The organism is Parasphingopyxis sp., from assembly GCF_052168295.1.
Classification (GTDB): Bacteria; Pseudomonadota; Alphaproteobacteria; order Sphingomonadales; family Sphingomonadaceae; genus Parasphingopyxis.
Genome location: NZ_JBQLZN010000049.1, coordinates 1 through 19,821, shown reverse-complemented (window position 1 = coordinate 19,821; position 19,821 = coordinate 1). Strand labels below are relative to the sequence as shown.

Sequence of the window (19,821 nt, the reverse complement as noted above, 5' to 3'; positions counted from 1 at the left end):
TAGCGGCGGTCATGGAGATGAACTTCACCCCATTTGGCGGCCGCATGGATGCTGCCGGCAGGATCAAGCCGGACTTCCGGGCGCTCGTCGCGCTGCACGCTGCGGCGCAGGCTGCGCAGCCGAGCGCTCGGCTCGCGACGCGGCTGGCGATGGGGAACGATAGTGAGATGAAGATCGCTGAATCGCTGAATCGCTGATCGCGCTGTTCGCGCCATCGGCGCCTGGCGAGGATTCTCGGTTCATTGGGCAGGGGCAGGTTCTGAAGGGGTGTTTTAACCCTTCCGTGCCGAATTCGCACATCCCATTAACCCTAATGAAAGCTTGGTAAAATGGCTGTTTACCTTGGCATTTTAGGCTTCTTTCAACGGCCTTTGCTTATAAGGCGTTCATCGTAATGCTGCGTACCAAGCCCGGATCGGCTGATCCTATCGAGGAAAGAATGATCGAGAACCAGAAGATACGCCCGGCGCAAGTTATCGGCCCCTTGGGGGAGCCGTTGACCTTGGAGACGCTGCCGCCGCCGTCGACCCGCCGCTGGGTCGTGCGCCGCAAGGCAGAGGTCGTCGCCGCGGTCAATGGCGGTCTCCTGACGGTCGACGAAGCGTGCGAACGCTATGACCTTACGGTCGAGGAATTCGCCAGCTGGCAGCGGGCGATCGACCGGTCGGGCATGCCGGGCCTGCGCGTGACGCGGCTCCAGCATTACAAGTCGCTCTACGAGCGCCAGCAGAAATATTAGGACAGGTTTGTCGCACGGCCGAGCAGCGGCCGCCAGCGAGCAACGGATTCCCCGGTCGCCCTCTCCGTCGGCGGCCGGGGAATTTGTTTTTGGCCCATAACCGGCTAGCTACGCCCGTAACGAAAATCGCCCAAGGGGAACCCATGGCAATCGCCATGCGTAAACCGGGCATGTTCGGAAGCGCCGCCACAACGGGGCGCACTAACGGGAGGAACGCATGTTGGACTTCATTCTCGCGCTCGTGATGGGCGGCATTATCGGCTGGCTCGCCAGCATCGTCATGAAGCGCGACGCATCGATGGGCATCTTCTGGAATATCGTCGTCGGCTGTATCGGTTCGATCCTCGGCCGCTTTCTCTACGGCATGTTCATGGGCGGCGCGTCGGAACGGATGCGCGACAATCCGTTCAATCTCGAAACGCTGGCGGTGGCCTTTGCCGGGGCCGTCGTGCTGCTGCTGATTATGAACCTGATTCAGCGCGGCCGCGTCCGCTAGGGCCCGGCGCGCAGACGAAAAGGGGCCGGCCGTATTTTCGGCCGACCCCTTTTTTGCGTCCGTCTCCGGCGCGCCTATTGCAGCTCGAACGTCACCGAGACACGGGCCGTTAGCCGCTGTTCGCCCGGCGCCAGCTGCAGCGGCGCAGATTCTTCGGCCACATCCATCGCCATCGCGCGGCCGGTCACCACGATCGGCGGCCGCGACGCGCCCGCCTCGCTGATGGCGACGATCCGCACGACCTGCATGCCGGCCGCAGCCGCATAGAGTTCGGCCCGCTCGCGCGCGGTCTGGATCGCATCCCGGCGGGCTTCGTTCAGTGCCTCTTCGGGCGAATCGACCTCCAGGCTGGGGCCGTTGATCTGGTTCACGCCCTGCGCGACCAGCGCGTCGATGATCGATCCCGCCTGCTCGATCTCGCGGAACCGGATGGTGAGCTGGTTCGACGCCGTATAGCCGACCAGGCGGCGTTCGCTGCGGTCCGAATAGTCGTACCGCGGATTGAGGCTGATCGAGGCGGTCTGGATGTCGCGCTCGGCGATCCCGGCCGCTTCCAGCGCACGGAAAACCTGACGCATCTGGCGATTATTCGCTTGCAACGCGGCCGATGCGGTCGGCGCCTCCGTCACCACGCCCGCATTGATCACCGCCACGTCCGGCGTCCGGCGCGATTCGCCCGTCGCGACAATGTCGAGCCGGGTACCGTCGATCACCGAAACGGGCCCGGCGACCTGGGCCGTGGCGGCAGGCGGAACGGCTATCGCCAGCGCGGCAAGGGCGAGCGGTAGAACAAGGTATCTCATGATGGCACTCCCGATATGATATGAAGCGTTGAGGCTATGTACCGGACAGTCCGAGCAGATTCGTGGTTGCCGTTCGATGAACGGTCGAATCCGTCCGTTGGGACACCTTGATTTCGCACTGCAAAAACCGCAAACGGACCGCGAAAACACATACCGCTTGAGCCTCGTGTTTTATTATTGTAATACAGCACGACAGTGAGACATGCGGAGTAGGGCCAAGGTGGCAGATATGAACGTCGAACAGCGCTTCGAAGGCGAAGGGGCAGCGCCGATGAGCGAATTTGAGGAAGAAGAACGGCGGCGCGACCGGCGGCGGCGATTTATCATCATCGGCGTCGTCGTCGCGGCGCTGGTAATCGTTGCCGCCTATTTCATGTTCGCTGGCGGCGCGGGTGAGAATGCCGGTGCAGCGGCTGGCGAAAATGGCCCCGCGCGCGATCTGCCGACGGTCACCGTCATCGTGCCCGGTTCGCAGTCCATCTCCAATACGATCAGCGCCAGCGGTACGCTCGCCGCGCGGCGCCCGATGCCCGTCGGCGTTGCCGGCGAGGGCGGCCAGATCGCCCGCGTGTTCGTGGACGCCGGAGACTGGGTCGGCGCCGGGCAGGTGCTGGCGACGATCGAGAGCTCGGTCCAGACGCAGCAGGTCGGCGGCGCGTCCGCACAGCTTGAGGTCGCGCGCGCCAATCTGGCGCTGGCGCAGGCCAATCTCGATCGCTCGCTCCAGCTCGTCGAACGCGGCTTTATCAGCCAGGCCGATATCGACCGGCTGACGGCGACGCGCGATGCCGAACGCGCGCGCGTCAATGTCGCGGCGGCCCAGCTCAACGAGTTGCGCGCACGGGCCGGACGCCTCGCGATCCGCGCGCCGTCCGCCGGGCTCGTCCTGCAGCGGAACGCCGAGCCCGGCCAGGTCGTGAGCGCGGGCAGCGGCGCGCTGTTCACGCTCGCCCAGGGCGGCGAGATGGAAATGAACGCACAGGTGTCCGAATCCGATCTCAGCCGGATGTCGGTCGGCCAGCAGGCAACGATCATTCCGGTCGGTACCACCGATCGCTTCACTGGCCAGATCTGGCAGCTCTCGCCGACCATCGATCCGACGAGCCGGCAGGGGCGCGCCCGGATCGCGCTGCCCTATCAGGAGGGTCTGCGCCCGGGCGGCTTTGCCAGCGCCGAGATCGTCAGCGGTTCGGTCGATGCGCCGATGCTGCCCGAGTCGGCTGTGCAGAGCGACAATGACGGCAATTTTGTGTATATTATCAACGAGGATAACATCGTCGAACGCCGCGACGTGACGATCGGTACGGTCAGCACGGCGGGCATCACGATCCGGGAAGGCCTGCGCGGCAATGAGCGGGTCGTGCGGTCGGCGGGCGCGTTCCTCAATCCGGGCGACGAAGTGATCCCCCGGCGCATGTCCCAGGAAGAGAGCTAGGAGCTACTCATGAGTTTCCGGACAGTATCGACCTGGGCCATCAAGAACCCGACACCGCCGCTCGTGCTGTTTCTCGGGCTGATGCTGGCCGGCATCGTCAGCTTCATCCGGCTCGACGTCAACGACAGTCCGGAGGTCGATTTTCCTGCCGTTCAGGTGATCATCGCCCAGCCGGGCGCGGCGCCGACGGAGCTTGAAAACCAGGTCACCCAGCGCGTCGAGGCGGCCGTCCGCAATATCAGCGGCGTAAGCACGCTCTCCTCCTTCGTCAACGAGGGCAATTCGCGCACCTTTATCGAGTTCGACATCGGCACGCCGGTCGACCGAGCGGTCAACGATGTGCGCAACGCCATCGCCCAGATACGCGGCGACCTGCCGGAAGGCATATTGGAGCCGCAGATCGTCCGCGTCGAAATAAACGGCGGCGGCACGATCGCCTATTTCGCGGTCGAGAATGTCGACATGACGCTCGAGGAATTGAGCTGGTTCGTCGACAACACGGTCGCGCGCGAACTGCTCTCCATCGACGGCATGGCCGCGGTCGATCGCGGCGGCGGGGTGAGCCGCGAAATCCGCGTCATCCTCGATCCGGCCCGCCTGCAATCGCTCGGTATTACGGCAAGCCAGGTCAATGCGCAGCTGCGCGCGGTCAATCTCAACGCCGCCGGCGGACGTGCCGAAGTCGCGGGGTCCGAACAGTCGGTCCGCGTGCTCGGCAACGCGGAAACGGCCTATGAGCTCGGCCAGACGGATATCGCGCTCGGCGGCGGGCGCACCGTCAAGCTCGCCGATATCGCCGAGGTCCGCGATCTCTACGGCGAACAGCGGTCGCTATCGAAGATGAACAACCGCCAGGTGCTGAGTTTCGGCATCGAGCGCGCCAAGGGCGCATCGGACGTGACCGTCTATGACGAGGCCGAACGCGTTCTCGCGCAGATCGAGGCGGACAATCCGGGCATGGAGTTCACCCGGCTGTTCACGACGGTCGAATATACGCGTGAAAACTACCAGTCCGCGATGATGGCGCTGATCGAGGGCGCGATTCTCGCGGTTATCGTCGTCTGGTTCTTCCTGCGCGACTGGCGCGCGACGCTGATCGCCGCGATCGCTATCCCGCTGTCCGCCATTCCGACCTTCTGGTTCATGGACATCTTCGGCTTCTCGCTCAATTTCATCAGCCTGCTCGCGCTGAGTCTGGTGGCCGGTGTCCTTGTCGACGACGCGATCGTGGAGATCGAGAATATCGTCAGACATATGCGGATGGGCAAATCCAGCTATCAGGCGTCGATCGACGCCGCCGAGGAAATCAGCCTCGCCGTGCTCGCGACGACGATGGCGATCGTCGCGGTGTTCATGCCCGTCGCCCTGATGCCCGGCATATCCGGCCAGTTCTTCATCCAGTTCGGCGTGACGACGGTCGTCGCCGTGTTGATGAGCCTCGCCGTCGCGCGATTGATAACGCCATTGGTCGCCGCCTATTTCCTCCGTGCCGAAGGCGTCCGCGAGCATGGCGAAGGCCCGGCCATGGACCGCTATATGGCGATCCTCAAATGGTCGCTCGTGCATCGCTGGAAGACAGCGCTGATCGGCGGCGGCGGCGCGCTCGTCGCGACCGTGTTCGCCTTTTATACGCTCCCGATCACCTTCCAGCCCGAAACCGACGACGATTTCAGCCGCGTCAATATCGAGATGGTCCCGGGCACGACGCTCGAGGAAACCGAGCGTGTGTCCGATCAGGTCGCCGCGATCCTGCGCGAGCAGCCCGAAGTCCGTACGGCCTTCCAGCGGATCGACCCGGGCAGCGGCCGCATCTTCATGACGTTGCGCGACGATCGCGAGCGCAAGAGCACCGAATTCGAACGCGAGACCGCGCCGCTGCTGCGCGCCATTCCCGATGCGCGCGTGACGTTCATGTCGCAGCAGGGCGGGTTCAGCGGCCGCGATATCTCGATGGTGATCGGCGGCGACGATCCCGACGTGCTGCAGGAAGCGGCCGACGAGCTGGTCCGCCAGATGAGCGAACTCGACACGATCATCGCGCCGCGCATCGACGGCGACCTGCGCCGGCCGGAAATTGTTGTTACGCCACGGCTAGACCTTGCCGCCGATCTCGGCGTGACGACGGCCGAACTCAGCCGCGCGATCCGCATCGCGACCCAGGGCGAGATCGACCAGAATGCCGCGCGCTTCTCGCTGAGCGACCGCCAGATCCCGATCCGCGTCGCGCTCGCCGAGGAATCGCGCCGCGATCTTTCGACGATCGAGAATCTGCCCGTGACGACGGCCAATGGCGGCTCCGTCCCGCTGCGTCTCGTCGCCGATATCGGCTTCGGTTCGGGCCCGACGGAAATCCGCCGCTACGACCAGCGCCGCCGGATCGTGGTCGGCGCCGATCTCGCGCCGGGTCTTGTGACGGGCGACGCCATGTCGGAAATCAACGCCCTGCCCTTCTGGGACAATCTGCCGCCGGGCGTCGACCGCGTGATAGCCGGCCCCGAAGAATGGCAGGCCGAAATGCTGTTCAACTTCATGGTGGCCGTCTTGTCCGGCGTGCTGCTGGTTTTCGCGGTGCTCGTATTGCTCTACCGCCGGATCATGGCGCCGCTCGTCAATATGGGCTCGCTGCTGCTTGCGCCGCTCGGCAGCGCCATCGCGCTCCATATCGTCGGGCAGCCGCTGTCGATGCCGGTCTTTATCGGCCTGCTTATGCTGCTCGGTATCGTCGCGAAAAACTCGATCCTGCTCGTCGACTTCGCGATCGAGGAGATGGACAAGGGCGTCGACAAGGATACGGCGATCATCGATGCGGGCCATAAGCGCGCCCAGCCGATCGTGATGACGACCGTCGCCATGACGGCCGGCATGATCCCGACCGCGCTGGCGCTGACCGGCGATGGCGCATGGCGCGCGCCGATGGGCTGGACGGTGATCGGCGGTCTGTTGCTCTCGACCGTGCTCACGCTGGTGATCGTCCCGGCCTGTTTCAGCCTCGCGGACAGCACCGAGAAGCGCCTCCGCCGTTTCTTCGGCCGGGCCATCACCTACAAGCCCGGTGACGAAGAGAAGGGCACTATCCAGCCGGCCGAATGACGTCGCACGATCCCACCCGGCCGATCAGCCGGTTCAATTCGACCGAAGATCGCGGGCGCGCGATGCGGCGCACCGCGACGGCGATGCTTTTCCTGATGGCTGGGATTTTCGTCCTCGCCCATAATATGGAGGAAGCGCATCCGGCCTGGGGCTTCGTGCGCGCCTTTGCCGAGGCGGCCATGGTCGGCGGGCTCGCAGACTGGTTCGCCGTGACCGCGCTGTTCCGCCACCCTATGGGCATCCCGATCCCGCACACCGCGATCGTCCCGCGCAAGAAGGACCAGATCGGCGAACAACTCGCCTGGTTCCTGCGCGACAATTTCCTTACCCCCGCCGTCGTCGCGCGGCGCATGAAGCGGTTCGACGTCGCGGGCGCGATCGGCAATTTCCTGACCAATCCGGAAGGTGGCGGCGGCCGGATGCGCGAGGGCGCGGCCAAGCTCGTCGCCATGATCCTCGAGAATCTCGACGATGAGCGGCTCGGCGGCACGACAAAGACGATGATCGCCAACCGGCTGCGCGAGCTCGATGTCGCACCGCTGCTCGGCCAGTCGATGGTCGCGGCGATGCGCGAGGACCGGCACGTGCCCATCGTCGACGGGCTCGTACGCTGGGCGGCCAATATCCTCGATTCCAACGAAGAGATCGTCCGGGCGATGGTCTATGAGCGCGCGAACAATTTCATGCGCTGGCTGGCGATCGACGACCGGCTGTCCGACGCGATCATCAACGGCCTCCGCCGATTGCTCGTGCAGATGGAAGGCGATCCGCACCATCCTTTGCGGGATCAGGCCAATGAAGGCTTTGTCCGCCTCGCCTTCGATCTCCAGCATGACGAGGAGACCCGCGCGCGGGTCGAGCAGTTCAAGCTGGAGATGATCGACAATCCGGCGGTGACGGAATGGCTGGACGGACTGTGGGAGCAGGCGCGCGAGGCATTGCTGCGCGCCGCCCGTGATCCGGACCGGGCGATGGAAGGCCGGTTCGGCGAGGCCCTGCAGGAACTTGGCCAGACGCTGCAGAACGACCCGGAGATCAAGCGCGCGGTCAACAGTTTCGCGCGCCGGGCCACCGTGGGCGCGGTCGCCGATTATGGCGACAGCATCGTCCGGCTGGTGTCCGAAACCGTGAAAAGCTGGGACGCGGACACCATAACCGAGCGCGTCGAAAACGCCGTCAGCCGCGATCTCCAATATATCCGGATGAACGGCACGCTGGTCGGCGGGCTGGTCGGCCTGACCATCCACACGATCATCACGATTTTCTAACTTATCCCTCGCTGACGCGCTCGATATCGGCACCGACGCCACTGAGTTTTTCCTCGAGCCGCTCATAGCCGCGATCGAGGTGATAGACGCGCAGCACTTTCGTCTCGCCCTTGGCGGCGAGCCCGGCGAGCACGAGGCTCATCGAGGCGCGCAGGTCGGTCGCCATGACGTTCGCGCCGACCAGTTCCTCGACGCCCTTCACGACCGCCGTGCGCCCGCGGACATCGATATCGGCGCCCATGCGCGCAAGCTCGGGCACATGCATATAGCGGTTTTCGAAGATCGTTTCGGTGAGCGTGCTCGTGCCGTCGGCCAGGGCCAGCATCGCCATGAATTGCGCCTGCATATCGGTCGGGAAGCCCGGGAATGGCGCGGTCGAAATCGTTGCGGGACCGAGCCGGCCATTGGCCGTCACCTGCACGCCATCGTCCTGTTCCTCGACCGCAAGGCCGACATCGCGCAGCCCCGCGATGATCGATGGCATGTCCGCCGCGCGCGCGCCCTTCAGCAACAGCTCGCCGCCGGTGATCGCCGCTGCGCAGGCATAGCTGCCCGCCTCGATCCGGTCGGGCATCACGCTGTAGGTCGCGCCGTGCAGGCGATCCTTGCCGTGGATGACCAGACGGTCCGTCCCGATATTCTCGATCTCCGCGCCCATCGCCACCAGGCAATTGCACAGGTCCACGATTTCCGGCTCGCGCGCGGCATTCTCGATCACCGTCTCGCCCCTGGCTAGCACCGCCGCCATCACCGCATTCTCGGTGGCGCCGACCGAAACGACCGGGAAGGATATCGTGCCGCCCCGGAGCCCGCCGTCCGGCGCGCTGGCCTTCACATAGCCGGCCGCCAGTTCGATATCGGCGCCCAGCGCCTCCAGCGCCTTGAGATGGAGGTCGATCGGGCGGTTGCCGATCGCGCAGCCGCCCGGCATCGAGACCGTCGCCTCGCCCGCGCGCGCGACCAGCGGGCCGAGCACGAGGATCGACGCGCGCATCTTGCGGACGAAATCATAGGGCGCGACCGTCGATGCGATCGTCTTCGCCTTGATCGTCATCGCCCGGCCATAGCCGCCATTATGCGCGCCCTTGAGCATCGTCGACGCGCCATGCTGGTTCAGCAAATGCATGAAGCTGTCGACATCGGCGAGGCGCGGCAGGTTCTCGAGCGTGAGGATTTCGTCGGTCAGCAATGCGCAGGGCATGAGCGTGAGCACGGCATTCTTCGCGCCGGAGATCTGCAATGTCCCGGAAAGGCGGTTGCCGCCGCGGATGAGGATACTGTCCATGCGCGGCTTCTAGCGAAAGATGCGCCCCGCGCAATCCCGCGGGCCGGTCAGCAGGCCGCGCTCAGGCTTTTTCGAGCGTGCACTGCAGCGGATGCTGGTTCTCGCGCGCGAAATCGATGACCTGATTGACCTTGGTCTCGGCGACTTCGTAGCTGAACACGCCGCACACGCCCACGCCGCGCTGATGCACGTGCAGCATCACGCGAGTCGCATCGTCCATATTCATGCCGAAGAAGCGCTGCAGCACGAGCACGACGAACTCCATCGGCGTGAAGTCGTCGTTGAGCATCAGCACCTTGTAGGGCGAGGGCTTCTTCGTCTTGGTGCGCGTCTGGGTCGCGACGCCGACATTGCCGTCGCCGGCATCATCGTCCTCGTCGCGGTCGTCCGCTGCGGAGATCTCGAAGCTGTTGAGCATGATGGGATAAATATCGTGAAGCGCGGCCCGGACGCAAGGGGTCGATTCGACGAACGTCCAAAGAAAAAGGCCGCCCCGATGCCGGAGCGGCCTTTTCCTGTCTTCGCAAAAGCGCCTGAAAGTTAGGCAGCCTTGCGGAAGTTTTCCATCGCCGCAGCGAAGCGGTCGGAGATCGGCTGGAAGGCTTCGCCGGCCAGCTTGATCATCGCTTCGGTGTTGTGCGACGCCTGCGACACCAGCGTGTCGAAGCCGGCACGGGCGCGCTCGTTCTGCATTTCGATCAGATCGCGGGGCGACTTGACCGACGCATAGCCCTGCATCGCGTTGCTGGCGTTTTCCAGGTTCTCGCGCGCATATTCGGCGTTCTGCTTGGCAATGTCCTGCATGCCCTTGGCGGTGATCTTGCCGCTTTCGATCATGGCTTCGACGTTCGCCTTCTGGAACTCGACCATGTCCGAACCCATCGTGGACAGCTTTTCAGCCGTTTCCTTGGCACGATCCTGCGCCTGCGCAACGAATTCCTCGACGCGCTCGCGGGTCTTTTCAGCGGTTTCCTTCACGCGCTCGCTCGCGGTTTCCATCGCTTCTTCGACGCGGTTGGCGGTCTTCGTGTTCGTCGCCTTGGCGTTCTTCGCAACCTTGTCGGCGGTCGCTTTCGTCTTCTTAGCACTCGTAGCCATCGTTCTTCATCCTTTATCTGCGGCCGCATAATACCGGCCTGGTTTCGCCGGACCCTTCAACAAGCGGTCCTTTGATCTCTTATGTTGCATTGCACAATATAGGATGATTCGCCGAATTGCAAGCAGTTTTTTGTGCACTGCAACAAAAAGGCTAACTATATGACATATATGTGTAATAATGTGGGAAACAGCGAGATACTAGCGGAAATTTCGCTTATCGCGAACGGACATAGCTCCCCGGCGCGTCCTCCAGCGCCTTGAGCTTGCCTTTTCCGGGCTTTCGCGCGCCTTTGGCGGCGATTTTCTCGCCCGAATGGCCTTCGAGCCATTTCAGCCAGTCGGGCCACCAGCTGCCGGGCGTTTCCTTGGCGCCGGCGATAAAATCCTCGAGCGTGTCCACACGCTTCTTGTTCGTCCAATACTGATATTTCTTGGCGTCCGGCGGGTTGACGACGCCGGCGATATGGCCGGAGCCCGCCAGCACGAATTTGAGCGGGCCCTTGAAGTGATCCGTGATCTTCCAGACGCTCTCGGGCGGCGCGATATGGTCTTCGCGCCCGGCCTGCACATAGGATGGCGTTTTCACCGTGCCGAGATCGATCGGCGTGCCGTCCACCGAAAGACCTCCGGGCTGGGCCAGCTTGTTGTCGCGATAGAAGTCCTGCAGATAATGTTTGTGCCATTTGGCCGGCAGGTTCGTCGTGTCGCCGTTCCAGTGCAAGAGATCGAACGCCGGATATTCCTCGCCCATCAGATAATTGTTGACGACATAGTTCCAGATGAGGTCGCGTCCGCGCAGCAGGTTGAAGGTCGCGGCCATGTAGCGGCCGTCGAGATAGCCCTCCCCTTCGCCGAGCTGTTCGATCAGCTTGGTCTGCATATCGTCTATGAACAGCTGCAGATCGCCAGCCTCGGTGAAGTCGACCTGGGCGGTGAAGAAGGTCGCGCTTTCGACCTTGTCCGCTTCGCCCTGTGCCTTGAGGTAAGCGAGCGTCATCGCGAGCGTCGTCCCGGCGACGCAATAGCCGATCGCGTTGACGCTCTCGACGTCGAGCAGCTCGCGCACCGTATCGATCGCGTCGACCTGGCCGCGCACGACATAATCGTCCTGCGTGACATCGACCATGCTCTCGTCCGCCGATTTCCAGGAGACGACGAACACCGTGATCCCCTGCGCCACCGCCCAGCGGATGAAGCTCTTCTTCTCGTTGAGATCGAGAATGTAGAAACGGTTGATCCAGGGCGGGAAGATGATGAGCGGCGTCTCGAATACGGTCTTCGTCGTGGGTTCGTACTGGATAAGCTGGTAGAGCGGCGTTTCCTTGATCACCTTGCCGGGCGTCGTTGCGATATTCTCGCCGAGCGTGAAGGCGTCGGGATCGGTATGGGTGAGCTGGCCCTTGTCGAGATCGGCCAGCATATGTTCGAGGCCCTTCAAAAAGCTCTGCCCCTTTGTTTCGATCGCTTTTTCCAGCACCTGCGGGTTGGTCAGCGCGAAATTGCTCGGGCTCATCGCATCGACGAACTGCTGCGTCGCGAAGCGGATCTGCTCCTTCTGCTTCGGATCGGCGCCGTCGATCGCATCGACGCTGCGCAGCATGTGATCGGCGATGACCAGATAGCTCTGCCGGATCATGTCGAAGATCGGATTGTCCTGCCATTGCGGCGCGGAGAAGCGGCGATCCGGGCGCCTGGGGGCCTCGTCCTCCCCCTCCGCATCGCCATCGCCGGGGTTCAGGAACCGCGCCCAGAGCTTGAGGCTGTCCTCCCAGAAATCGCTCTGTGCCTGGGCGAGCTTTTCCGGGTCGAACGCCATGGACGGGAGGCCGGGAAACATGGCGGGCAGAGGATTGGGCGCCGCGAGCTTTTCCGCCCCGGCCGCCTGCGCCTGCTGCATCTGCCGCGCGCCATATTCGAGCATCATCTGCTGCGCCCGGCCGAGCACGCCCGTCCAGTGCTGCATGTCTTCGAGCGTCGGGATCGCCATGTCCGTCACCCGGTCATCCGTATCGTCTGTCATCAGCGCCGTCCTCTACTGTGGGCCAGCCTATCCGAACGCGTGCCGCATACAAGCGGCCATTCGCTCACAATCCACCTTCATAGACGATGATCGCAATCCCGTTCGGGTCGGTCAGATAGAGATAATGCGAACCCCAGGGCCGGGCCACCGGACCCCGCCGTTCGATATCGGGATCGAGCGACGCGACGAAAGCATCGAGATCGCCGGTCTTGAACTGCAGGCTCAGGCCGGAAAAATCGAACGAGTCAGGTCCATTGTAGATTTCGAGATAGGCGTCTTCCCGGCTGTTCTTGAAAACAAGGATGACGCCCTTGTCGTCAGCCTCGTCCCATTCCTCGGCCACCGTCATGCCGAAGACGCGGACATAGAAATCGCGGGTCTCGGCCAAGCGGGGCGTCGTCACCTTGGTCTTGAGCGAAAAATCCATGCGCAGGCTCCATGAAGAGATTAGCCATGACAATGCCGATTCGTCGCGTATAGGGAAAGCGTCATGAACACCGATTTCTACCGTATCCGCCGCCTGCCGCCCTATGTCTTCGCCGAAGTCAACGCGATGAAAGCCGAAGCGCGCGCGCGGGGCGAGGACATTATCGATCTCGGCATGGGCAATCCGGATACACCGCCGGCCCAACATGTGATCGACAAGCTGTCGGAAGTCGCCAACGACCCGACGGCGCACCGCTATTCGGCGTCCAAGGGTATCCCGGGGCTCCGCAAGGCGCAGGCAGCCTATTACAAGCGCCGCTTCGACGTGGAACTCGATCCCGACAGCGAAGTCATCGTCACGCTCGGCTCGAAGGAAGGCCTCGCCAATCTCGCCCAGGCGATCACCGCGCCCGGCGATGTCGTGCTCGCGCCCAATCCGTCATACCCGATCCACACCTTCGGCTTCATCATCGCCGGCGCCGCGATCCGCTCGATCCCCGCATCGCCCGGGCCACAGTTTTTTGACCGCCTGCGCTATTCGATGGCCTACAGCGTGCCCAAGCCTTCGGTGCTCGTCATGGGCTATCCGTCCAACCCGACCGCCTATGTGGCCGATCTCGATTTCTACGCGAAGGTCGTCGAATTCGCGAAGGAGCATGAGCTCTGGATCATCAGCGACCTCGCCTATGCCGAGCTCTATTATGGCGACACGCCGACGCCCTCCCTGCTCCAGGTGCCGGGCGCGAAGGAGGTCGCGGTCGAGTTCACCAGCATGTCGAAGACATACAGCATGGCCGGCTGGCGTATGGGCTTCGCGGTTGGCAACCAGCACCTCATCAGCGCGCTGACCCGGGTCAAATCCTATCTCGACTATGGCGCCTTTACGCCGATCCAGGTCGCCGCCGTCGCCGCGCTCAACGGCCCGCAGGACATTATCGAGCATAACCGCACCATGTATCGCAACCGCCGCGACGTGATGGTCGAAAGCTTCGGCCGCGCGGGCTGGGACGTCCCCTCCCCCGAAGCCAGCATGTTCGCCTGGGCCCCGATCCCCGAGCAATGCGCGCATATGGGCGCGATGGAATTTTCTAAGGACCTGCTGCGCCATGCGGGCGTGGCGGTCAGCCCCGGCGTCGGCTTCGGCGAGGAAGGCGAAGGCTTTGTCCGGATCGCGCTCGTCGAGAATGAACAGCGCATCCGGCAGGCGGCGCGGGGCATCAAGAAATATCTCGAAGGCTACCGGTCGAACAGCGCGGGCACCCAGACCGGCTGATGTTTTTTCGTCATTCCAGCGAAAGCTGGAATCTCTGGCTGCCAGCGACGTTCCCATCCGCCGGAGATCCGAGCTTTCGCCGGGATGACGAATGTTTCGACAAGTGCGAACCGAACGATTAGGGGCGGATCGATGTCGAAAACCACCCCCTTCACCCACCGTTTCCGCGTCCGTTATGCCGAGGTCGATCCGCAATCGGTCGTCTTCAATTCGCGCTATCTCGAATATGCGGACCTGATCATCACCGAATATTGGCGTTCGCTCGACATACATTTTTCAGGCGAGCAAGCGCTCGAATTCCATGTCGTGAAAGCCGTGGTCGAGTTCAAACAGCCGATCCGCGCCGACGAAGAGATCGACGGCAAGGCGGTCACCGGGCGGGTCGGGAGCAGCAGCGTTACGACGGAAATCGGGCTCTACGGCCTCGAAGGCGCGGACGATCTGCGCGCGACCATCGAGCTCGTCCATGTCCATGTCGATCTCGAAACCGGCGCGCCGATCCCGATTCCGGACGGGGCCAGAGCACGCCTGCTTGCAAAATAGGCTGCGGGCTGGGAGACTCCTCGCCAGAACACAAGGGTCGCAACACCGGAGAAGGACGCTGAGACAATCCGGCGGAAGGTCACACACGCAATCGCTTAATTGCTGTATTTCAAAGACTTGGCTAGGCGGAATCACCCCGGCCCGTGTCAACGAGTGTCAAGCGAACGGCAGGCCCGCCGCATGATCGATCTCTATTTCGCGCCGACGCCGAACGGCTGGAAAATCAGCATCATGCTCGAAGAATGCGGCCTGCCCTACACCGTCAAATGGGTGAATATCGGCGCCGGCGAGCAATTCGAGGAAGATTTCCTGAAAATCAGTCCGAACGGCCGTATCCCGGCCATCGTCGATCATGAACCGCTGGGCGGCGGCGGGCCGCATTCGGTGTTCGAGACCGGCGCGATCCTCGTCTATCTCGCCGAGAAAACCGGGCAATTCCTGCCCTTCGACCCGGTCGGCCGCTCGACCGTGCGGCAATGGCTGATGTGGCAGATGGGCGGATTGGGGCCGATGCTCGGTCAGCACGGCCATTTCAAACTCTATGCGCCCGAAAAACTCCCCTATGCGATCGAGCGCTATAGGCGCGAGGCCGAGCGGCTCTACGGCGTGCTCGACCGGCAACTGGCCGAAAACGACCATGTCGCCGGCGCCGAATACAGCATCGCCGACATGGCCTGTTTCCCATGGGTGCAAACCTATAAGCGCCAGGAGATCGACCTCGCGCAATTCCCGAACGTCCGCCGCTGGTACGACCAGCTCAAGCAGCGCGAGGGCCTGCGCCGCGGGATGGATCTCGGCCGCGACCGGATCAACCGCAATCCGCAGAATGATACCGAGGCCGCGAAGGTCTTGTTCGGAATAGAGAAAGAGAGCTGACATGCCCGCCAAAATCGAATTCTTCTTCGATCTCTCCAGCCCATGGACCTATCTCGCCTTCCACAATATCCGCCCGATCCTCGATGAGACCGGGGCGGACATCACATGGCGGCCATTCCTCGTCGGCGGCGTGTTCAATGCGGTCAACAAATCCGTCTATGCGGCGCGCGAGGACAGCAAGGGACCCAAGGCGCGCTTCTTCATGAAGAGCCTGCGCGATTGGGCCGCCTGGTCAAACCTGCCGCTCAACTTCCCCGCGCCCTGGCATCCGGTGCGCAGCGTCCATGCGATGCGGGCCTGTTGCGCGCTGGAGGATGACCAGGACGCGCTCGTCCGCTTCGCCGAGGCCGCCTTCGCCGCCTATTTCGACCGGCAGGAGAATCTCGACGAACCGGACGTGCTGGCGGCGATCGCGGACGGCATCGGCATGGACGGCACGGCGCTCGTCGCGCAGACGCAGGACGATGCCGTCAAGGCCAGGCTGCGCGCCAATACCGACGAGGTGATAGACCGCGGCGGCTTTGGCAGCCCGAGCATCTTCGTGAACGGCAGCGACATGTATTTCGGCAACGACCAACTGCCGCTCGTCAAGCGCGCCATCGAACGCGCGGACTGACAAAGGGGCTGTATTAGTCGACAAACACAGCTTCCGTTTGTCCGAGACGCGCGGTAAGGTGCGCACAAAGAATCAGGGACATTATCGTGACTTCCGACCGTACACCCGAACCCGATCCGCGGCGAAAACGCGCGCTCTATATCGGCGGCGCCATCGCGCTGGCCGCAGTCGCCTGGAATTTCGACGGCTGGCGCGACGACCCGGTCGAAGTGACCGTAATCGGCGACAGCGAGGATATCCGCGAGGCGCGCGATGCGATCCGCGAAGCCGTCCGCGACGAGATCCGCGACGAAGTGCGCGGTGGTTTCCGGGGTGATCGGGACGGCGACGCGGCGGCCGAAGACGCAGACAATGCCGAAATCGCCGACGCATCCGAAGAAGAGACGACAGTAGATGCCGAAACCGCTAGCGAAGAGGTGGTCGCGGAAACGCGCGACGGGAACCAGCGGGTCGTCGAGACCGCATCGGGCGAAAACCAGCGCAGTTTCCGGATCGAGGGCGATGACGGCCGGGGCGTGACGATCAGCGTGGATACCGGCTCGGAAGAATAGGCATCGGCGGCGGAAATTGCGTCCGCACGCGCCCGAACTTATATTGGAGTGATGCGCTATCAACTGGCCTATACGGTCGGGCTGTTCACGGCTCTGATCATCGTCGCCGGCTTCTATGCGGGCGGGCCTTGGCTCGCGGCGCTCGTGCTCCTGCTCTATCTCGCGCTGCCCGCCGCAGAGCATCTGATGGGCGAATCGCGCTGGCCGTCCGACGCCCGGATCGCGCAGCTCGACGCGCAAAAGATCGCCCGGTACGACCTGATCGTCGGCCTGACCGCGCTGTCCTTCATCCTGCTCGTCGGCTGGGCGCTATGGGCGGTATCGGTGACCGACCTCGCCTGGTGGGAATTTGCCGCCTTCGCCGTGCTGATGGGCGAATATGGCGGTTTCGTCGGCATCGTCACCGCGCACGAACTCATGCACCGCAACCGCGCGAACAAGCGGCAGCTCTCCTTCCTGCTGCTCTCGCTGGTCAGCTATCCGCATTTCGCGATCGAACATGTGCGCGGCCATCATGTCCGCGTGGCGACTCCCGAAGACCCGGCGACCGCGCGGCGCGGCGAGACGCTCTATGCTTTCCTGCCGCGCACGATCATCGGCGGTTTCAGAAGCGCCTGGGGCCTCGAGAAAGAGCGGCTGGCGCGCAAGGGCATCGGTCCCTGGTCGCTTCAGAACAATATGCTCGTCTGGTGGGCCTTTACGCTGGCCCTGATGGCGGGAATCTTCTTCCTGCTCGGCCCGGCCAGCCTGTTACTGTTCGCGATCCAGAGCGCCATCGCGATTATCGCGCTCGAGACGATCAATTACACCGAGCATTACGGCATGGTGCGGGAGCGCAAGCCCGATGGCAGCTATGCCCGCGTCAAACCCGAACATAGCTGGAATTCCAGCCACATCCTCTCGAACATCAACATGTTCAATCTGGGGCGCCATTCGGACCATCATTACCAGTCCAACCGGCCCTATTATAAGCTCCGCCACTATGACGACGTACCGCAATTCCCCTATGGATTGGCGGGCATGATCACGATGGCGACGATCCCGCCGCTCTGGTTCCGCGTGATGGACCGGGAGCTCGATAAATTCGAGAAGCGGGCCAAAGCCTAGCGCTTTTCCGTGATGTTCAGTCAAACCGTGCTCCTGCGAAGGCAGGAGCCCAGAGCCGGAAGCAATTCTTTTGGCCGCCCTAGGCTCCTGCCTTCGCAGGAGCACCGAGCCGAATAGCCTCAAGAAGGGCCTAGCGCTGCGCGTCCTCCGCCATCAGCGCCTCGGTCGCCTCCAGGCTCTCCTGATTATCGACATCGATCGCCAGTTTTCCGTCGGCGAACAGATGCGCGACGGTGCGGGTGCCGAAGCGCCGCGATAGCCGCTCCATCGCCCCGTCCAGCGTATCCATGCGGAACCGAAAGCGAATGAGGTTGATCAGCCCGAAGGCGCGGCGCAGCTCGCCCTTGCGCTTGGCGAACTGCCCGCCGCGGCGAAACGGCTCGGCTGCAGCCAGCGCACTCGCATCGCGCAGCCAGAACAGGTTGCAGTTCGAGATCGCGACATCCTTGAACTCGTAAAAGCCTTTTCGCTTATAGGGATAGGCTTGCTGGATCGCCTCGCTGCTCACGACGCCGATCACCGCATCCGCGTCCCGCTCCTCGCCGACCATGGCGATCTTGTGCAACGCCTCGACGGTCGTCAGTGCATTGTCGCCCGTCGTGATCAGCAGCGGCCATCGCGCGGTCTGCGCCGCCGCGTACACGCTCTCTACCAGCCCGGCCTCGGCAGCCACGACTTCAAGCCGTCCCGCCTCGCGTAACCGGCGCACGGCAGCCACATGCTCGAGAACGGCAGGATCGTGGATCGACACGAGTATTTTCGCATCGTCCCACGCCTCTTCGAGCCGTTCGAGCACGTGCGAAATCAACGGTTTGCCGGCGACCGGAATCACCGCCTTATGGCTCACCCCGGCCCGCTCGGCCAAAGGATCGAGCGCGCCATCGCGCTTTCCGGCCAGCACCAATATGGTCGGCACACTCATATTCAGGCCTCCAGCAGCTCCTCGGTGACCCGATAGGTGCGCTCATTGTCGACATCGATGGCAAGACGGCCGTCCGTAAAGCGATGCGCGATGACCTTGACCCCGAAGCGTTGGGACAAGCGCATCATCGCGCCGTCCACGGTCTCGGTCTTCAACACGAAGCGGATCAGGTTCATCAGGCCGAACGCCTTGATGATCCGGCTGCGATTCTTGAAGAACTGCCCGCCGCTGCGAAAGGCTTCGACCGCCGAGAAAGCGCGGGGATTGCCGAGCCAGAACAGGTTGCAGTTCGAGATCGCGATATCCTTGAACTGGTAGAAGCCATACTGGCCGTCCGGATGCGCAGCCTGGATATCCTCGCGCTTGGCAAGACCGAGCACGACATCGGCCTGCTGCGCGATGCCGCTGGCATGGATCGCGCGCAGCGCCTCGGCCGTAGTCAGCGCATTGTCCCCGGTGGTGATCAGCAGCGGCCATTCTATGCCCTCGGCCGCCGTCTCGACGCTCTCGACGATCCCGTCCTGCGCAGGCCGCATTTCCAGCCGCCCGGCCGCCTGCAGCCGCCGCACCTCCTCGACATCGGCAAGCACGGACGGATCGTGGATCGAGACGAGTATTTTCGCGTCGTCCCATGCTCGTTCCAGCGTCGCCAGAACATGGCCGATCAGCGGCTTTCCGCGGATGGGAATGATGGCCTTGTGGCTGACGCCGGCCCGTTCGGCCAGCGGATCGAGTTTGCCGTCGCGCTTGCCCGCAAGCACGAGAATGGTCGGCGGCGCATGGTCGGTCGTCATATTTTGCCCGGTAGCATTTGAACCGGGACACAATTAAGGCCGGGCCTGCCGAACTTAAAGGGCGCCAGATAGAGGGTAAACGAAGATGGCCGAATCTCTGCGCGTGGCACTGGCGGGCTTGGGAACCGTAGGCGCCGGCGTCATCAAGCTTCTCGAGGAGAATCGCGAGCTGATCGAACGGCGCGCGGGCCGCCCGATCGCGATTACCGCCGTGTCGGCGCGCGACCGCAACCGGAAGCGCGGCGTCGACCTCTCGCCCTTCGCCTGGGAGGACGATGCCGATGCGCTGGCCGCACGCGACGATGTCGATGTCGTCGCCGAGCTGATCGGCGGATCGGACGGCCCGGCGCTCAACCTCGCGCGCGGCACGCTCAATGCCGGGAAATCCTTCGTCACGGCCAACAAGGCGATGATCGCCCATCACGGACTCGAACTGGCGGCGATTGCGGAAAAGGCGAAGGTGACGCTGAAATACGAGG

The 19,821-nt window shown here is 63.4% G+C and carries 20 protein-coding genes and 1 pseudogene; 13 read left to right on the top strand and 8 right to left on the bottom strand.

Annotated features, from left to right (window positions below):
• Window positions 1-11: 11 nt before the first annotated feature.
• From ACTS1Z_RS08635 to ACTS1Z_RS08625, 3 genes are all read left to right on the top strand, one after another.
• On the top strand, window positions 12-197 hold the full coding sequence (locus ACTS1Z_RS08635) for a hypothetical protein (RefSeq protein WP_442624046.1): 186 nt from the start codon (window positions 12-14) through the stop codon (window positions 195-197).
• Between the two features lie 242 nt (window positions 198-439).
• On the top strand, window positions 440-739 hold the full coding sequence (gene sciP / locus ACTS1Z_RS08630; RefSeq protein ID WP_299324554.1) for a CtrA inhibitor SciP: 300 nt from the start codon (window positions 440-442) through the stop codon (window positions 737-739).
• Between the two features lie 220 nt (window positions 740-959).
• The gene (locus ACTS1Z_RS08625; protein ID WP_442624079.1) at window positions 960-1,235 is read left to right on the top strand and encodes a GlsB/YeaQ/YmgE family stress response membrane protein; all 276 of its coding nucleotides are present in this window, start codon (window positions 960-962) and stop codon (window positions 1,233-1,235) included.
• A gap of 74 nt (window positions 1,236-1,309) precedes the next feature.
• Here ACTS1Z_RS08625 and ACTS1Z_RS08620 read toward each other — a convergent pair whose 3' ends face one another.
• Window positions 1,310-2,038 (bottom strand): SIMPL domain-containing protein, encoded by a 729-nt coding sequence (locus tag ACTS1Z_RS08620; protein ID WP_442624045.1) that lies wholly within the window; start codon window positions 2,036-2,038, stop codon window positions 1,310-1,312.
• Window positions 2,039-2,267: 229 nt separating this feature from the next.
• Here ACTS1Z_RS08620 and ACTS1Z_RS08615 point away from each other — a divergent pair, with 229 nt between their 5' ends.
• The 3 genes from ACTS1Z_RS08615 to ACTS1Z_RS08605 are packed head-to-tail and all read left to right on the top strand — an operon-like array spanning window position 2,268 to window position 7,831.
• A complete protein-coding gene (locus ACTS1Z_RS08615; RefSeq protein ID WP_442624078.1) occupies window positions 2,268-3,473 on the top strand; it encodes an efflux RND transporter periplasmic adaptor subunit in 1,206 nt (401 codons plus the stop codon).
• A gap of 9 nt (window positions 3,474-3,482) precedes the next feature.
• On the top strand, window positions 3,483-6,563 hold the full coding sequence (locus ACTS1Z_RS08610) for an efflux RND transporter permease subunit (RefSeq protein ID WP_442624044.1): 3,081 nt from the start codon (window positions 3,483-3,485) through the stop codon (window positions 6,561-6,563).
• The gene (locus tag ACTS1Z_RS08605; RefSeq protein WP_442624043.1) at window positions 6,560-7,831 is read left to right on the top strand and encodes a DUF445 domain-containing protein; all 1,272 of its coding nucleotides are present in this window, start codon (window positions 6,560-6,562) and stop codon (window positions 7,829-7,831) included. Before ACTS1Z_RS08610 ends, ACTS1Z_RS08605 begins: the two co-directional genes overlap by 4 nt.
• 1 nt (window position 7,832) lies before the next feature.
• On the opposite strand, the gene murA is transcribed toward ACTS1Z_RS08605, so the two are convergent.
• The 5 genes from murA to ACTS1Z_RS08580 all read right to left on the bottom strand — a co-directional run bounded on the left by murA (window position 7,833) and on the right by ACTS1Z_RS08580 (window position 12,661).
• Window positions 7,833-9,116 (bottom strand): UDP-N-acetylglucosamine 1-carboxyvinyltransferase, encoded by a 1,284-nt coding sequence (murA, locus tag ACTS1Z_RS08600; protein ID WP_442624042.1) that lies wholly within the window; start codon window positions 9,114-9,116, stop codon window positions 7,833-7,835.
• Between the two features lie 61 nt (window positions 9,117-9,177).
• Complete coding sequence (clpS, locus tag ACTS1Z_RS08595) at window positions 9,178-9,534, bottom strand: ATP-dependent Clp protease adapter ClpS (RefSeq protein WP_442624041.1); 357 nt, start codon at window positions 9,532-9,534, stop codon at window positions 9,178-9,180.
• 122 nt (window positions 9,535-9,656) lie between these two features.
• Window positions 9,657-10,214, bottom strand: coding sequence for a phasin family protein (locus ACTS1Z_RS08590; RefSeq protein WP_442624040.1), 558 nt, complete (start codon window positions 10,212-10,214; stop codon window positions 9,657-9,659).
• A 214-nt stretch (window positions 10,215-10,428) separates the two neighbouring features.
• The gene (locus tag ACTS1Z_RS08585; RefSeq protein ID WP_442624039.1) at window positions 10,429-12,234 is read right to left on the bottom strand and encodes a PHA/PHB synthase family protein; all 1,806 of its coding nucleotides are present in this window, start codon (window positions 12,232-12,234) and stop codon (window positions 10,429-10,431) included.
• Window positions 12,235-12,298: 64 nt separating this feature from the next.
• Window positions 12,299-12,661 carry a VOC family protein gene (locus tag ACTS1Z_RS08580; RefSeq protein WP_442624038.1) on the bottom strand — a complete coding sequence of 121 codons (363 nt, stop codon included), beginning with the start codon at window positions 12,659-12,661 and terminating at the stop codon, window positions 12,299-12,301.
• Between the two features lie 63 nt (window positions 12,662-12,724).
• Here ACTS1Z_RS08580 and ACTS1Z_RS08575 point away from each other — a divergent pair, with 63 nt between their 5' ends.
• The 6 genes from ACTS1Z_RS08575 to ACTS1Z_RS08550 all read left to right on the top strand — a co-directional run bounded on the left by ACTS1Z_RS08575 (window position 12,725) and on the right by ACTS1Z_RS08550 (window position 17,626).
• Window positions 12,725-13,933, top strand: a complete 1,209-nt coding sequence (locus tag ACTS1Z_RS08575; protein WP_442624037.1) for an LL-diaminopimelate aminotransferase — start codon at window positions 12,725-12,727, stop codon at window positions 13,931-13,933.
• A gap of 132 nt (window positions 13,934-14,065) precedes the next feature.
• Window positions 14,066-14,476, top strand: a complete 411-nt coding sequence (locus tag ACTS1Z_RS08570; protein WP_442624036.1) for an acyl-CoA thioesterase — start codon at window positions 14,066-14,068, stop codon at window positions 14,474-14,476.
• Between the two features lie 180 nt (window positions 14,477-14,656).
• Window positions 14,657-15,352 (top strand): glutathione S-transferase C-terminal domain-containing protein, encoded by a 696-nt coding sequence (locus ACTS1Z_RS08565; RefSeq protein WP_442624035.1) that lies wholly within the window; start codon window positions 14,657-14,659, stop codon window positions 15,350-15,352.
• Between the two features lies 1 nt (window position 15,353).
• Entirely contained in the window at window positions 15,354-15,968 is a 615-nt protein-coding gene (locus ACTS1Z_RS08560; protein ID WP_442624034.1) for a 2-hydroxychromene-2-carboxylate isomerase, read from the top strand.
• A gap of 86 nt (window positions 15,969-16,054) precedes the next feature.
• The gene (locus tag ACTS1Z_RS08555; RefSeq protein ID WP_442624033.1) at window positions 16,055-16,519 is read left to right on the top strand and encodes a hypothetical protein; all 465 of its coding nucleotides are present in this window, start codon (window positions 16,055-16,057) and stop codon (window positions 16,517-16,519) included.
• 51 nt (window positions 16,520-16,570) lie between these two features.
• On the top strand, window positions 16,571-17,626 hold the full coding sequence (locus tag ACTS1Z_RS08550) for an alkane 1-monooxygenase (RefSeq protein ID WP_442624032.1): 1,056 nt from the start codon (window positions 16,571-16,573) through the stop codon (window positions 17,624-17,626).
• 130 nt (window positions 17,627-17,756) lie between these two features.
• Here ACTS1Z_RS08550 and ACTS1Z_RS08545 read toward each other — a convergent pair whose 3' ends face one another.
• Both ACTS1Z_RS08545 and ACTS1Z_RS08540 read right to left on the bottom strand, forming a co-directional pair.
• Window positions 17,757-18,548 (bottom strand): nucleotidyltransferase family protein, encoded by a 792-nt coding sequence (locus tag ACTS1Z_RS08545; protein WP_442624031.1) that lies wholly within the window; start codon window positions 18,546-18,548, stop codon window positions 17,757-17,759.
• A 2-nt stretch (window positions 18,549-18,550) separates the two neighbouring features.
• Entirely contained in the window at window positions 18,551-19,342 is a 792-nt protein-coding gene (locus ACTS1Z_RS08540; RefSeq protein ID WP_442624030.1) for a nucleotidyltransferase family protein, read from the bottom strand.
• Window positions 19,343-19,427: 85 nt separating this feature from the next.
• On the opposite strand from ACTS1Z_RS08540, the pseudogene ACTS1Z_RS08535 reads away from it, so the two are divergent.
• Window positions 19,428-19,821: pseudogene (locus ACTS1Z_RS08535) on the top strand (homoserine dehydrogenase); the annotation flags it as partial.